Origin of the sequence: Bacillus sp. UNC438CL73TsuS30 (assembly GCF_000482325.1) — a bacterium.
GTDB lineage: Bacteria > Bacillota > Bacilli > Bacillales > Cytobacillaceae > Neobacillus.
Genome location: NZ_AXVA01000010.1, coordinates 158,050 through 171,725 on the forward strand (window position 1 = coordinate 158,050; position 13,676 = coordinate 171,725).

Consider the following 13,676-nt stretch of genomic DNA (forward strand, 5'->3'; position numbering starts at 1 on the left):
TAGGGAGATGTCGGAAATAGCAAACAGAAAATCGCTGATTTGGGTATTAGCGTGCGGATTGTTGCTCTTGTCTGTGCTGTTTTTTAGCACAAACGCGTTTTCATTGGATGGAGCCAAACGTTTAGTTGTCTTTAACGGCGATCAATGGGATATGGAATCGGACAAGCAGCCCAACTGGTACACAAATGGAAATTCTGTATCCTTCCAGATTGATTTAACGGAGGATTTTAAAAACAGTCAGCCGGAAGGGGCGGAAAGGCCGTTTGAGGTTAGCGCATCTTACCCGGGTGCCGCGATGAAGCCGGAAATTACCGAGGTGAAAGACACAGAAAAAGGGTTTCAAGGTGGATACACGGTAACCATTCCCTTGCCTGCGGACAGCAAGGACGGGGGTTTGGACGTCACGGTTGAGATGGTAAAGAAAAACACGTGGAAAATTCCTGAACATACGAGCACGTTTACAATTAAACGAGATACAACTAAGCCGGTTGTCGACGTTCAAACGAAGTTTCAGGACGGTGATTTTTCAGACGGCGGGTTTACGGAAAAGCCGGTCACGATGACGGTCAAAGTCGACGACGCTCACTTTGACCCTTCGAAGGATACGATTTCGGTTGTCAAAGATGATATAGCCTTAAGTTCGTCACCTGAATGGAAGGACGGTCAAACGACTTTGACATTCGACCAAATCGGCGACTATGAAGTGACCGTTGTTGCAGCGGATGAGGCAGGAAACAAGAGTGAAGCGAAAAAGGTGACCTTTGGGATTTGGGATAAGGGTCCGCGCTTAACGATTGTGAATAGCAGGGAAAATGGCTCTTATAATGAGCCGGTTCAGTTGAAGGTCAGTGATGATTTTAAGATTTGGGATGCCACTGCGGTGGTAGAGAAGGACGGGGAAACGACGACAAAATCCTTCGACGAACGCGGGAAGACTGCCACTCTTGAGCTTTCGGAACAAGGGGTTTATAAAGTAAAAGTCACGGTGAAGGATCGAAAAAATCCTGTCGGTTTCGACCTCGGTGAAACCACGTTTACCATTGATACCACGAAGCCGGAGCTTAGCTTTACCGGTGTGGAAGATCAGGGCAGCGACAAAAAGCCGCGAAAATTTGGAATCGATGTGAAGGATCCGAATTTGGATGAGGATTCAGTGCTGCTGAAGGTGACTCATGTTAGCGGTAAGAATGAAACGTTTGCAGGTAAAGAAGCTTATGGTGAGCACAGCCTCACTAAGGACGGGGTTTACAAGCTTGAGCTGTCGGCAGAAGATAAAGCCGGAAACACAGCAACGAAGACGATTACGTTTACCATTGACCAAACGGCGCCGGTGTTGGACATTTCGGATGTTCCCGGGTTTATCAATGGGGCGAAAGAGGTTATTTTTACCGCCCAAGATTTGACACTTGATTTAAGCAAAACTGTTATAAAAGTGGTAAAAGACGGGGATGCGTACTCGGAACCCATTTCATTTGCGCAAACGGGCACAAACGCTGTGGCCAAGCATACGTTTAAAGACGAGGGCAAATATGAACTGAGCTTAAACGCAACCGACAAACTAGGAAATGCTTCACCGGAAAAAACGGCGGCATTTACGATTGATATGACAGCCCCGGTTGTTAAGATTTCCACGGTGGAAGATGGGGCCAAATATGATCAGGATCAAAATGTAAAAATTTCTGTTCAGGATAAGTATCTTGATCAATACGACGTAGCCGTGAAGAAGGACGGAAAAGCGTATGACATCAAAACGCTTGTCCTAGATGGCGATACTGCCACAACGGAACATCAATTTGACGAAGACGGAGTTTATGAAATCACGGTAACCTCCAAGGACAAGGCAGATAATGAAAAAACGGTTACCAAGACGTTTACGATTGATAAAACCGGCCCAGCGATTCATTTTTCCGATAATGTCGCACCGGGAGAGCACTACAATACCGATAAAACGGTCACCGTTTCGGTGGATGATTACACATTTGACCCGCAAAAGACGACGGTGAAGGTTCTGAAAAATGGGGAGGATGTCACGAAGAAAATCATCGGCGATTGGACATTCTCGGATCAATTTAAGTGGATTCTTCGCGGCGAGATGGAGCTTCCGTTTACAGAGGAAGGCGATTATGACCTCACCGTTACTTCAGAAGATATTTTTGGAAAAACCAGCCGCAATCAGCTTTCGTTTGTGATTGATAAAACAGCTCCAGAAATTGCGTTGTCGGGAATCAATGAGGGGGCCTTCGTGCAAAAAGACGAAGTGACAATCGGCGTGGATGAAACCCATTACCAAACAGATAACGTGACGGTCACGGTTGGGGACAAAAAGCTGACCTTCAAAAATACGGGTATTCACTCTGAAGTGAAAATTCCATTCACGACGGATGGCGATTACGTCATTACAGTTGAAGCGGAGGACAAAGCGGGCAATGTCGCTGAGACGAAAACCTTATCGTTTACGGTCGACACGATTGCACCAAAAATTAGTATTGTGAATAAGAATTCGGGTTCAGCGGTGAAGGATGATTCCTATTCCAGCAAGGATAAAGAGGTTTCTGTTATCGTCGAGGAGCATAATTTTAAAAATAATCATGTTGATGTAAATGTGAAGGAAAATGGCAAAAACATATCCATCGGTGAATGGAAAAATAGCGGTGAGACTTCAACGCTCGATTACGAATTTAAAGAGGACCGTGAGTATACAATTACGGTAGCGGCAGCCGACGCAGCCGGGAATAAGGGTGCTGAAAAATCGGTAACCTTTACAATTGACCATATCAATCCAGAGCTTGCGATTAGCGGGATTGGGGATGGGCAGAATTACAAGAGCAAGACTGCTGCATTTACGGTTAAGGATACCAATATTGATTTAAGCCAAACCTCGCTGAAGGTTTCTCGAAACGGCAAGCCCTATTCGGTAGGCTGGCTGGGGTTAACTTCAAAGACAAAAGGCGAGTTAAGCTACAATTTTAAGGATGAAGGAAAATATTTCGTTAAGCTCTCGACCACTGACAAAGCGGGCCGTGATACGAGCTTGAAGCCGGTTGAGTTTATTATTGACCACACGAAGCCAGTGGTAAAAGTAGACGGAGTGGACAACAATTCGTTTAATCCGAAGAGTAAGAATGTGGCGATTTCGGTGGATGAAGAGAACTATTCTACCAATCAGGTAGAACTCTCTGTTATGAAGGATGGTCAACCGTTTGGGATTGGAACAATGCCTGTAAAACAGCATTCGAATCTAAGCTACAATTTTTCAAAAGATGGTTTGTATTCAATTTTGATACGTGCGGAGGATAAGGCAGGCAATGGTCCGGTTGAGGTCAAGCGTACGTTTACGATTGATAAAACGAAACCGGCAATTGAGATTACCGGTGTGGAACAGGGCGCCTATTATAAAGAGGACAAGCTTGTTAAGGCAACGATTCAGGACCGGAACTTTGATATCAATAAAATCGTTGTTAAGAGGGATGGACACAATTATCCTGTTGGCGGATTTGTGGTGAGTGGGGATGTAGCGTCGTTCAGTCATAATTTTAGCAAAGAGGGCGATTATCAGTTGACCGTCGATGCGACGGATAAAGCTGGGAATCATTTTAGTAAGGTAATGAAATTCACGATTGATAAAACCAAGCCGGTGATTACCCCGAAATTCAGAGGGCAGGACCGTGTGATTAAGAACGGCGCATTTATTAACGAGATTTTTACACCAGAATTTGCGCTCGATCACCCAAGTGATGATTCGATTATTTCGGTGGTTTTGAACGGTAAAAACATTGGAAAAAGTGCTCTGACCGCATCGAAGGAAATGGAGTATAAGTACAAGGTTGTTGCACGGGATAAGGCCGGAAATGAAACGGAGTTAGCGATTCATTTTACCTTGGATACATCGAAGCCGGAGCTTTCGATTACAGGTGTTTTGGATGGATTCTTTAAAAAGGATCTCTCGCCGTTTGTGACGTATTCGGATGTGCATTTGGATAAGGGCAAAACATCGGTAACGCTGGATGGCAGACCATATGTGAATGGAACGAAGCTGAATGAGGAGAAAGTTTATGTTCTGAAGGCGAAGGTGATCGATTTAGCGAAAAACGTTAGCTCGAGAACGATTGTGTTCACGATTGACAAGACGGCTCCGTCCATCAAGTTCAACGAGGCGATTTCAAATCAGTATTTTAAAGAGGACTTAATTCCGAAATTGCTGATTCAGGACCATAGTGCCTACGATATTATCGCGCAAACCCTGGACGGAGAAGATTATAAGTTAGGTGAGCCGATTACGTCTGAAGGGAAGCATGTTCTGTTCTTCGAGGTCAAGGATAAGGCTGGTAACATTAAGCAGATGAGTGTCGAGTTTATTCTTGATAAGACGGCGCCGAAGGTTGAATTAGAAGGCATTGAGAGCGGTAAAACCTATTATGACCCGGTACGTTTAGCGATACATCTGGATAATCCGAAAGATACGATTAAGGAAGTTTTAGTGAACGATGTGCCTGTGAAGGACCTTGTTGAGACGAAGGATGACAACGGGAACACGGTGTATTCGAAGAATTTTAAGAAAATTGGGTCGTATAAGGTGAAAGTTGTCGCGTTCGATGATGCCGGAAACAAGGTTACCAAAGAATTCCCATTTCAGATCGCCCAAAAGGCCGCGATGATGAAGTTTTATGAGAATAAACCTTTGTTTGCAGGCAGTATTGTGGGTGTGTTGGCGTTGATTGGTTTGGGAGCTACGGCTGTGGTAAGAAGACGGAAAGAGGAAGATGTAAGTGAGTAAGTTTTTGGGGAGCCAGGCGGATGCCTGGCTTTTTGTGTTGTGGTTTTGGGGGCTTGAGTTGGTGTTAGGAACATAAAAATGGGCGGTTGGAACCTATTCGATTTATCGATACGGATGGATCGTATATCGATACAGAAAGAACATATAACGATACGGATGGATCGTATATCGATACAGAAGGAACATATAACGATACGGATGGATCGTATATCGATACGAATGGAACATAAATTGATAAGGCTAGGAAGGTTATATTACTCCTAGCTTGGATGATACTGATATTTTCCCAAATCAATGCTGCCGTGCAGGCCAACTTCCACTCCCTCGGCTTCAAGTGCAAACATCTGCTCTTGATAAGATTCATCGTATCGGTGGGCGATATGGCCTTTACCATTGATGACCCGGTGCCAGGGCAGGCGGTGTTTCCGGCTCATCGAATGGAGGATGCGCACAACTTGACGGGCAGCGCGTGGACTGCCGGCGAGCCCTGCAATCTGCCCGTATGTCATTACTTTTCCTGCAGGAATATTTTTAATGATACTAATCACATTTTCGGTAAACGGAGTCATGTTGATATCCTTTCCTTATGACTTATTTTAATTTTATTTGAAATCGGGGAAATCGACAAATTTCTTGGGAAATAGCAATACAGGGAAGTCATTTCCCGGAAAATAATAGGGATATCGCGGATTTCAGCATTTTCGCGGTGTTGTCGAATGGTGGAATGCTAGAGAATACTGATTTAAACAGTGTCCGATTTTTCAAAAAATTTCCGAAACACCTTGTCCTGATTGTGTTTTTTGTGCATAAACCCGTATCCAAGCTAATAAACTGTTACAAACCTTTACAAAGAGAGTGTTTGAGGTGAGGAATCGTTTGTGGAGGGCGTGGATTTAGTCGGGGACATGATTATTCCTAGTATGATCAGAAGGTAGATTACTTTCTGTCGCATGGTGACCCATCAAAAGTAATGTCCATCCCAGATGGACAAAGTGGTGAAAATGTCCTTTTGTGGTGCCTGTCACCCATGCGGAAAGCAGAATTCGTCATTGTGATAAGCGAGTCTCATTTCACACTACTCACATCCAATTTAGGGAGGGCGAGAGTGTGCACGATTACATCAAAGAGAGAACTATCAAGATTGGAAAGTATATCGTGGAGACGAGGAAAACGGTTCGCGTAATTGCGAAGGAGTTTGGCGTATCCAAAAGTACAGTCCATAAAGATTTGACAGAGAGGCTTCCTGAAATTAATCCAGAACTGGCGAATGAAGTAAAAGAGATTTTAGATTATCATAAATCGATCCGGCATTTAAGGGGCGGGGAAGCAACAAAAATGAAGTACCAAAAGGAAGAAAGAGAAGGCGAAGCGGTGAAATAATTTTAGAGAAATGCAAGACTTTTGGCGGAAGGGGGATTTGTGACTATAGGAGTGTGTTCATATGTAAGCGCTATATTTTTAAGGAAGCTTAACGAGTTCCTTTTCTAAAAAATTCGAGGACAATTACTGTTTTCGGATTTTTTTGATTTCCGACAAATAATTACATATTTTTGAGTTAAAAGTATGGAATTTTCTTTGGTTGTGATACAATAAACAATTAGAGTAGTAGGATCCGTTAAGGAGGAAAGACAAGAGAATGTTTGCTAGGGATATTGGTATTGATTTGGGTACTGCGAACGTGTTGATTCACGTGAAGGGCCGTGGGATTGTGTTGAATGAGCCTTCTGTGGTGGCGATTGACCGAAATACGAATCGTGTTTTAGCGGTTGGTGAAGAGGCGCGCCGCATGGTGGGACGTACACCTGGGAACATTGTCGCGATTCGTCCGCTAAAGGATGGCGTAATCGCTGACTTTGATGTAACTGAAGCAATGTTAAAACATTTTATTAATAAGTTGAATGTAAAAGGATTTCTTTCGAAGCCGCGTATTTTGATTTGCTGCCCGACGAATATTACGAGTGTTGAGCAGAAGGCAATCAAGGAAGCGGCTGAGAAGAGCGGCGGCAAGAAGATATATCTTGAAGAGGAGCCGAAGGTGGCGGCGATTGGCGCAGGGATGGATATTTTCCAGCCGAGCGGGAATATGGTCGTGGATATCGGCGGCGGTACGACGGATGTCGCCGTGCTTTCGATGGGCGATATCGTGACGTCTTCTTCGATTAAGATGGCGGGCGATAAGTTCGATATGGAGATTCTCAACCACATCAAGCGCGAGTACAAGCTGTTGATCGGGGAGCGTACGGCGGAGAATATTAAAATTAATATTGGGACGGTGTTTCCTGGTTCTCGTTCGGAAGAAATGGAGATTCGCGGCCGTGATATGGTTAGCGGTCTGCCACGCACGATTTCGGTTCGTTCGGAAGAGATTGAGGGGGCGCTTCGTGAGTCGGTTGCAGTGATTGTTCAGGCCGCGAAGAGTGTGCTTGAGCGGACTCCACCAGAGTTGTCTGCGGATATTATTGACCGCGGTGTGATTTTGACGGGTGGCGGTGCATTGCTGCACGGAATTGATATGCTGCTTGCGGATGAGTTGAAGGTACCGGTATTGGTTGCGGAGAATCCGATGGACTGCGTGGCGATCGGTACGGGAATTATGTTGGATAATATTGACCGGATTCCTGGTAGGAAGCTGGGATAAGTTTTTTGGTTAGAGCCTGATGACGCGTGGGTTATGCGTTGTTGGGCTTTTTTGTTGTGTTAAAGTGTAAAAACCGGAATAAGTACTCCACAAGATTCGCGTTTTTTTTACAAAAGGCGACCTTTTCCACAAAAAGTTGATGAGTATTTTTAAAATATTTTTTATAATAGAAATAAGACTAGGCGAATAATTTTATAAAAACAATATAATTTAGGGAATAATATGTTTTAACTCGCTAGTTTTGGGAGAAACACAAAGGGGAATTCCGATGTCCGAACAAGTGAAAACGAGGGAAGAATTAAAAAAGGAAAAAGCTGATTCGCAAAAAACGGCGGAAGAAGTACGCCCAGCGACAAAACGGGTGAGAGTACGCTTGATTCCGATTTGGCTGCGGCTTATTCTTTTGGTGATGAGTATATTTATTTGCGTCATGGCGGGATCAGCGGTTGGCTATGGTATGCTTGGCGGCGGAAAAATTGCAGATGTTTTTAAGGAATCAACGTGGACGCATATCATCGACTTGGTTGATAAAAAATAAATCGATTGGAGGGAAGGGAGCAATCTCTTCCCTTTGTTTGTGTTTAATAGTAAAATGTATTTTAAGTAGCTAATCTTAGTAGGAGGTACTAAAAATGCTTGATATCGAACAAATTAAAGAAATTATTCCACACCGTTATCCATTTTTGCTGGTAGACCGAATTTTGGAGGTTGAGGAAGGAAAACGGGCGATTGGGATTAAAAATGTTTCAGCAAACGAGGAGTTTTTCAACGGACACTTTCCTGATTATCCGGTCATGCCTGGCGTTTTAATCGTGGAAGCATTGGCACAGGTTGGTGCTGTTGCCATGTTGAAAAAAGAGGAAAACCGTGGCCGATTAGCATTCTTTGCGGGGATTGACGGCTGCCGTTTCAAAAAACAGGTCAAGCCTGGGGACCAGCTTCGTCTTGAGGTTGAAATCATTCGTTTGCGCGGTCCAGTTGGAAAAGGAAAAGCTGTTGCGACGGTTGACGGTGAGATCGCCTGTGAAGCGGAAATTACATTTGCGCTGGGCGAGAAAAAAGAATAGTGTTTGGAGAAATGGCCGGGGGACTGGTCATTTTTTTGTGGGGTCGGTGTTATGGATTTGTTCCGTTTTTGAGGTTTTATGTTCTCTTTTGGTGATTATATGCTCCAAACGTTTGTTTAGTAATCAAATAGCTAGGCGGATGCCTAGCATCGTTAATTTTTTCCCTCACATTCAAGTGAACGGGCCATTTTTATGCGGATCTTGCCCTTAAAATTAACTTCTTCAAGGGTGATTTTAATTATATGTTCCATTACGAAAGAGATATGTTCCGATTACGAGGAAATATGTTCTATCCCATCAATTAAATGTTCCGAACCGAACGAATCCACCCCAAAACAAAAAGCCAGGCACCAAGCCTGGCTTACACTCACTGTGGAGTCTTCATCTTAATCTTCGGTTTACTTTTCATTTTTTCCTTAAACTCAGTCAGGAGGGCTTGGCCACTCAAACCTCTTTGAATCAAACTATCGAGCAGCAGCTCAGAATAATCACGGCGCAGACGGCGCAGACGGCCTTCCAACAACACACTCATATGATTTTCAAACTTATTCAACGTACCAATCTTCGTTTGGAAAAATGCCGGATCATTTTCAAGCTTCGTAATTACCGCTTCAACAATAATTTCACGGCCTTCATCCTGAATCTTTTTAAAATAATCATAAAGAGACAGATCCGTATAAGCTTCCAGTAGCCAGGTGTGCTGCTCATCTTCTTTATTAATGATTAAACCATCATGTAACGGAATTTCCACAGAATTGTCATTCTCAACCACTTCCAATGACACCAACTTGAACGATTTCATTAGGTAAAACCTCCTTCTAGCATTTTGCCGCGGACCTATTCCCCCAAGTCAACGTGACGAATCACTTTTCCTAAATTATAACATATGCAGAATGAAAGCAAATGTCGAAAAATATATGTCGAATCTTGCAAAAATGGTTTTTCACGCCCCATACCCATCAAAAGGGCCAATTTCCCCTTAGAGAAAAACCTTTTTTCAACCATAAATATCCTCGAAAAAGCATTTTTCGTGATTTTACAGGGGGAGGCGGAGAGGACTATGATAAAGCCATGAAACAGAGAGGAGTTGAACAAATGATCAATCAAGTCACGCTTGTTGGAAGACTGACGAAGGATCCAGAGCTGAAAACAACGTCCGATGGAACCCCCGTTACACAGGTGACGCTCGCTGTAAGCCGAAATTTTCGCAACCATAATGGAGAGATTGAAGCAGACTTTGTTTTGTGCACGCTGTGGCGAAAGGCGGCTGAAAACACCGCGCAATACTGCCGGAAGGGTTCTGTCGTCGGGGTTACAGGGCGGCTGCATACCCGGAATTACGAAAAAGATGGAAAGAGGGTGTATATAACCGAGGTGGTCGGGGAGCAAATCCGCTTTTTAGGCGCCAAACCGCATGTGGCGAATTCAGGCCCGAGTCCGTCTCCACCCCAGACCCAGAGCCCGAATCCTGAACTGATCGAAAAAAAGGAGGAAGTACCAGTTGGAAGCTAATCACAGTGAAACTCTAGAGCGGCTCATGGAATCATTGATCAAAATGGTCGGGAAGGCAAACCAAAAAGTAGACGGCTTGCAGCGAAGAGTCATCCAGCTTGAAACCTTTATCAAGGAGGAAAAGGAACGAGGCACCATCCGCATCTACCCCGAGCAACCTCAAGAATCCGCCTCATCCACCCCCCACATCAGTTGATGGCCATGATTTCCTCACTATATAAAATCAAATGTCTCTCCTAGTCACCCCAAGTTTTCCGGCGATTCTGCCGGATTTTTATTTTTTTGGTATAAAAAAACGGCAACAGGGCATAATGTTAGCAAAACCCCCTGTTTTTTATAAGAAGCCGCTGACATAGTTGTCCAGCGGCTTCTTTGTTTTTTTGGGGGGAAAAGGTACATCGGATGTTCTCATGAATAACGTTTGGTAAGTATCGAAAGTAGGAGAAATTGTGAATAAAAACGCACAATTCCACTTTTTGTTTCTAGGGTGATTGCGGGAGAAGAAATTATTGTCATATAATGTAGATAATTGTAAGATTTGGAGTGATCATATGGATAAAAATCCGAGCAGTTCGTTGAACTTTATTGGCGTCATGCTAAGTAATCGCGAAATTATGATCAAGAGCAAGCCAGGCTTTTTCGATGCATTAACGCTTTCCAAAGACCCATCTCAGAGCAGCTTCTATCAAACCATTCCTCTTGGCGATACACATTCAGTATCCATCTATTACTATAACAAAAGATTTCAATTTACCTATCAAAATCATTCATTTCAGCTTTTCGAAGGAAATCAGCAGCTCAGTGAGCAAGCCGTTTATAATATTTTAAATAATTTTATCGTAAAAGAAGGGAATAAGGCTTCCTATTTAACAAGCTTCCCAGAAGATAAAATCAGGATGGCGAAAAGGAAGAAAACCCGCGTGCTGGCGGAGAGTAAGCGGGTCAGGGAGTGATTAGATTTTAAGAAATAAGCTAGGCATCCAGCCTAGCTTATTTTTTTGCCAGTTCAAGCTGTTCACTCCACACGGACAAAAGGGGCGAAAAGTCCACGGGCGGTGCCTGTCACCGCATTTGGTAATTGTCCCCTTTTGGTGAAATTTCGGCTTATATGACAAAAGTGGGGTGAATTTTAATGTTTTTGTAACATTGCTGGTATATTGATTTGATATAAATAGGGAAAGGGGGAAAGAGTATGCAATTTTTTAAGCGTATGATTCTCGTAATTTTTACATTAACATTGTGTGGAACTGGTTCAATCATGACATATGCCGAGAGCAATACGGAAGCATTACATAATGTCGAGCAGGACCTTCAGCAAAAAGCACAAGAAAAGCAATCTGTTTCAAACGAGATGACAAACATTAAGCAAGAAATGGACTCAATCTATAAATATATTTCAGCGAACAAAGAAGCGTTGACCAAAACGCAAAACAAAATTGATGAGACCAATAAGCTCATTGAGCAGAAAAAAGAAGAAATTGTCACTGTTGAGGACAAAATTCTGGCCCGCCAAGATGTCATGAAAAAGCGGCTAGTCGCCCTTCAGCACGACAATAGTGTAAGCTTAGTGATCAAGGTTCTACTAAACGCCAAAAGTTTTGATGACTTACTACAACGCGCAAGTGCGGTCTCGGCTCTATTTAACGCTGACCAAAGCATTTTAGATGACCAGAAACATGACCTTAAACAGATTGAAGACGATAAAAAAGAGATTGATCAACAAGAGCAGGTTTTAAAAGAGGAACAAAAAAACCTAGCCAATCAGCAGGAACAACTTAGTTTGAATCTGCAAAAAAGACAAGAGACCTTAAAAGAAATGCAAGATAAATATAGCAAAATCGATAAAGAAATGGCGCTTGCCAAAAAAGAAAAAGCAAGCATTCAAGCTGAGCTAAGAGCGGCTGAAGAAAGAGTTCGCAAGGAACAGGCAGCGGCAAAATCGAGGGCAGTAGCTGCATCGGCATCTGCAGGAAGCCAGCAAAACGATTCACAACCGACAGGCAACGGGGAAACTTTTTATGTTACCGCAACCGCCTATAGCTACTCAAGTTCTGGTGCGATTACAAGAATGGGTTACAATATTAAAGAAAACCCATATATGAAGCTTATTGCCGTTGACCCATCTGTCATTCCATTAGGAAGCAAAGTTTGGGTAGAAGGCTACGGGGTCGCAGTTGCAGGCGATACAGGCGGTGCTATCCACGGCCACATAATCGATGTTTTAAAACCAACCAAAGCGCAAGCTCTAGCCTGGGGCAGAAGAACCGTGAAAGTGAAAATATTAGATTAGTAACCAAGAAAGAGACCAAACACGCAAATTGTTTGGTCTCTTTTTTTAGGATTCGACAAAAATCGGGTGGTGACAGGCACCACCCGATTTTTGTCGAATAAATAAAATTGTATTGACTTGTATCCAGTTCCCGCCTACAGTAATATTGGATATTAATTCCATAGAACGGAGGGTGGATGTTGAAAAGACAATATGATTTGGACTGGATTCGTGTGTTCGCGACGCTCGCGGTATTTTTTTACCACTGCTCGATGTTTTTTAACCCATTTCCTTGGCATGTCAAAAATAATCAAATAGATTCAGGGAGTATTTTAGTATTTTCCTTATTTGTGGGTGCTTGGATCATGCCGATCTTTTTCGCGGTATCAGGAATCAGTGTGACGTATGCCTTGAAAAATCGCCCCGTGACTGCTTTTTTCAAAGAACGGTTGATTCGGCTAGGAGTGCCGCTTGTGTTTGGGGTATTCATCTTAACTCCTCACCAAATTTTTCTTGAACGAATTGCCAACCGTCAGTTTAATGGTTCATTCCTAGAGTTTCTTCCTCACTATTTTGATGGGATTTATTTAGATTTTGGCGGAACAGGAAATTTCGCATTCTTTGGACTACATCTTTGGTATCTACTCGTACTGCTCGTATTCTCCTTTCTTACGATACCTATATTTAAAAAAATCCCTTGCAGTGGAAGATTTGGCCGGGTCCATTTGTGGCTGCTGCCGTTTATTCTTTTTGCATCAGGATTAGTCAAAACTCAGGGGTTAGGCGGCTGGGACCTTGTATTTTATCTAATCGTCTTTATTTATGGTTATTACTTTTTTTCAAGTGAAGCTTTTAAAGATAATCTTCAAGCCACAATCAAGATTCACATGACGCTTGCCTTGATTTCTTCCGCTGTATACATCGTCTGGTTTATGAAGGCTTATCCTCAACCGGGATCGGTGGAGGAGATCATCTTTTTTGCTGTCCGAACGATTAATTGCTGGAGCTTGTTACTATGCATCTTCTTCCTGGCAGACAAATATTTATCTATGACCAATCGTTTTCTGAAGTATGCAAGTGAAGCGTCAATGCCATTTTATGTTTTGCATCAGCCTGTCATTGTGCTGCTTGGCTTTTTCATCCGCGAGCTATCATGGCCGATAGCTGTTAAGCTGGTTTTTCTGATTTCCATTTCCTTTATCTTGATTATGGGTGGCTATCACTTTGTTGTTCGGCGCTTTAGCGTGCTGAGGTTTTTGTTTGGGATGAAGGGGGAAATTAGGAAAAACAAAGCACAAGCAACGTATTCTCTACATAAATAGGTGGAATTCCAGGTTGGAAATTTGGACTATTATTTGTAAAAAATTCCTTTATAATAGATTTAGGTGGGAGCCCTACAGTGAATCTGGGGTGCAC

13 protein-coding genes are annotated in these 13,676 nt (G+C 43.1%); 11 read left to right on the forward strand and 2 right to left on the reverse strand.

The window, feature by feature from the left end:
- Positions 1-7 precede the first annotated feature (7 nt).
- Positions 8-4,774 (forward strand): Ig-like domain repeat protein, encoded by a 4,767-nt coding sequence (locus M028_RS0103895; RefSeq protein ID WP_026572746.1) that lies wholly within the window; start codon positions 8-10, stop codon positions 4,772-4,774.
- 86 nt (positions 4,775-4,860) lie between these two features.
- On the forward strand, positions 4,861-5,004 hold the full coding sequence (locus M028_RS32590) for a hypothetical protein (RefSeq protein ID WP_155925437.1): 144 nt from the start codon (positions 4,861-4,863) through the stop codon (positions 5,002-5,004).
- 30 nt (positions 5,005-5,034) lie between these two features.
- On the opposite strand, the gene M028_RS0103900 is transcribed toward M028_RS32590, so the two are convergent.
- On the reverse strand, positions 5,035-5,343 hold the full coding sequence (locus tag M028_RS0103900; RefSeq protein ID WP_026572747.1) for an MGMT family protein: 309 nt from the start codon (positions 5,341-5,343) through the stop codon (positions 5,035-5,037).
- Positions 5,344-5,881: 538 nt separating this feature from the next.
- Between M028_RS0103900 and spoIIID the strand changes: the two genes are divergently transcribed.
- From spoIIID to fabZ, 4 genes are all read left to right on the forward strand, one after another.
- Positions 5,882-6,154 carry a sporulation transcriptional regulator SpoIIID gene (gene spoIIID / locus M028_RS0103905; protein WP_026572748.1) on the forward strand — a complete coding sequence of 91 codons (273 nt, stop codon included), beginning with the start codon at positions 5,882-5,884 and terminating at the stop codon, positions 6,152-6,154.
- Between the two features lie 256 nt (positions 6,155-6,410).
- A complete protein-coding gene (locus M028_RS0103910) occupies positions 6,411-7,412 on the forward strand; it encodes a rod shape-determining protein (protein WP_026572749.1) in 1,002 nt (333 codons plus the stop codon).
- A 268-nt stretch (positions 7,413-7,680) separates the two neighbouring features.
- Complete coding sequence (locus M028_RS0103915) at positions 7,681-7,950, forward strand: DNA-directed RNA polymerase subunit beta (RefSeq protein ID WP_026572750.1); 270 nt, start codon at positions 7,681-7,683, stop codon at positions 7,948-7,950.
- 94 nt (positions 7,951-8,044) lie between these two features.
- A complete protein-coding gene (fabZ, locus tag M028_RS0103920; protein WP_026572751.1) occupies positions 8,045-8,479 on the forward strand; it encodes a 3-hydroxyacyl-ACP dehydratase FabZ in 435 nt (144 codons plus the stop codon).
- Between the two features lie 367 nt (positions 8,480-8,846).
- Here the strand turns inward: fabZ and M028_RS0103925 are convergent, their stop codons facing one another.
- The gene (locus M028_RS0103925; RefSeq protein WP_026572752.1) at positions 8,847-9,281 is read right to left on the reverse strand and encodes a YwpF family protein; all 435 of its coding nucleotides are present in this window, start codon (positions 9,279-9,281) and stop codon (positions 8,847-8,849) included.
- A gap of 293 nt (positions 9,282-9,574) precedes the next feature.
- On the opposite strand from M028_RS0103925, the gene M028_RS0103930 reads away from it, so the two are divergent.
- The 5 genes from M028_RS0103930 to M028_RS29375 all read left to right on the forward strand — a co-directional run bounded on the left by M028_RS0103930 (position 9,575) and on the right by M028_RS29375 (position 13,582).
- Positions 9,575-9,991, forward strand: a complete 417-nt coding sequence (locus M028_RS0103930; RefSeq protein ID WP_026572753.1) for a single-stranded DNA-binding protein — start codon at positions 9,575-9,577, stop codon at positions 9,989-9,991.
- Entirely contained in the window at positions 9,981-10,187 is a 207-nt protein-coding gene (locus tag M028_RS29365) for a hypothetical protein (protein WP_035423709.1), read from the forward strand. Before M028_RS0103930 ends, M028_RS29365 begins: the two co-directional genes overlap by 11 nt.
- Positions 10,188-10,542: 355 nt before the next feature.
- Positions 10,543-10,944, forward strand: a complete 402-nt coding sequence (locus tag M028_RS29370) for a hypothetical protein (protein WP_051590914.1) — start codon at positions 10,543-10,545, stop codon at positions 10,942-10,944.
- Positions 10,945-11,183: 239 nt separating this feature from the next.
- On the forward strand, positions 11,184-12,281 hold the full coding sequence (locus M028_RS0103950) for a 3D domain-containing protein (RefSeq protein ID WP_026572754.1): 1,098 nt from the start codon (positions 11,184-11,186) through the stop codon (positions 12,279-12,281).
- 176 nt (positions 12,282-12,457) lie between these two features.
- The gene (locus tag M028_RS29375; RefSeq protein WP_051590915.1) at positions 12,458-13,582 is read left to right on the forward strand and encodes an acyltransferase family protein; all 1,125 of its coding nucleotides are present in this window, start codon (positions 12,458-12,460) and stop codon (positions 13,580-13,582) included.
- The last annotated feature ends 94 nt before the right edge of the window (positions 13,583-13,676 follow it).

Excerpts from the sequence above, each read along its gene's own strand:
- M028_RS0103895 (WP_026572746.1), top strand. The coding sequence starts at position 8 with ATGTCGGAAATAGCAAACAGAAAATCGCTGATTTGGGTATTAGCGTGC.
- M028_RS0103900 (WP_026572747.1), bottom strand. The coding sequence starts at position 5,343 with ATGACTCCGTTTACCGAAAATGTGATTAGTATCATTAAAAATATTCCT.
- M028_RS0103910 (WP_026572749.1), top strand. The coding sequence starts at position 6,411 with ATGTTTGCTAGGGATATTGGTATTGATTTGGGTACTGCGAACGTGTTG.
- M028_RS0103915 (WP_026572750.1), top strand. The coding sequence starts at position 7,681 with ATGTCCGAACAAGTGAAAACGAGGGAAGAATTAAAAAAGGAAAAAGCT.
- fabZ (WP_026572751.1), top strand. The coding sequence starts at position 8,045 with ATGCTTGATATCGAACAAATTAAAGAAATTATTCCACACCGTTATCCA.
- M028_RS0103925 (WP_026572752.1), bottom strand. The coding sequence starts at position 9,281 with ATGAAATCGTTCAAGTTGGTGTCATTGGAAGTGGTTGAGAATGACAAT.
- M028_RS0103930 (WP_026572753.1), top strand. The coding sequence starts at position 9,575 with ATGATCAATCAAGTCACGCTTGTTGGAAGACTGACGAAGGATCCAGAG.
- M028_RS29370 (WP_051590914.1), top strand. The coding sequence starts at position 10,543 with ATGGATAAAAATCCGAGCAGTTCGTTGAACTTTATTGGCGTCATGCTA.
- M028_RS0103950 (WP_026572754.1), top strand. The coding sequence starts at position 11,184 with ATGCAATTTTTTAAGCGTATGATTCTCGTAATTTTTACATTAACATTG.
- M028_RS29375 (WP_051590915.1), top strand. The coding sequence starts at position 12,458 with ATGTTGAAAAGACAATATGATTTGGACTGGATTCGTGTGTTCGCGACG.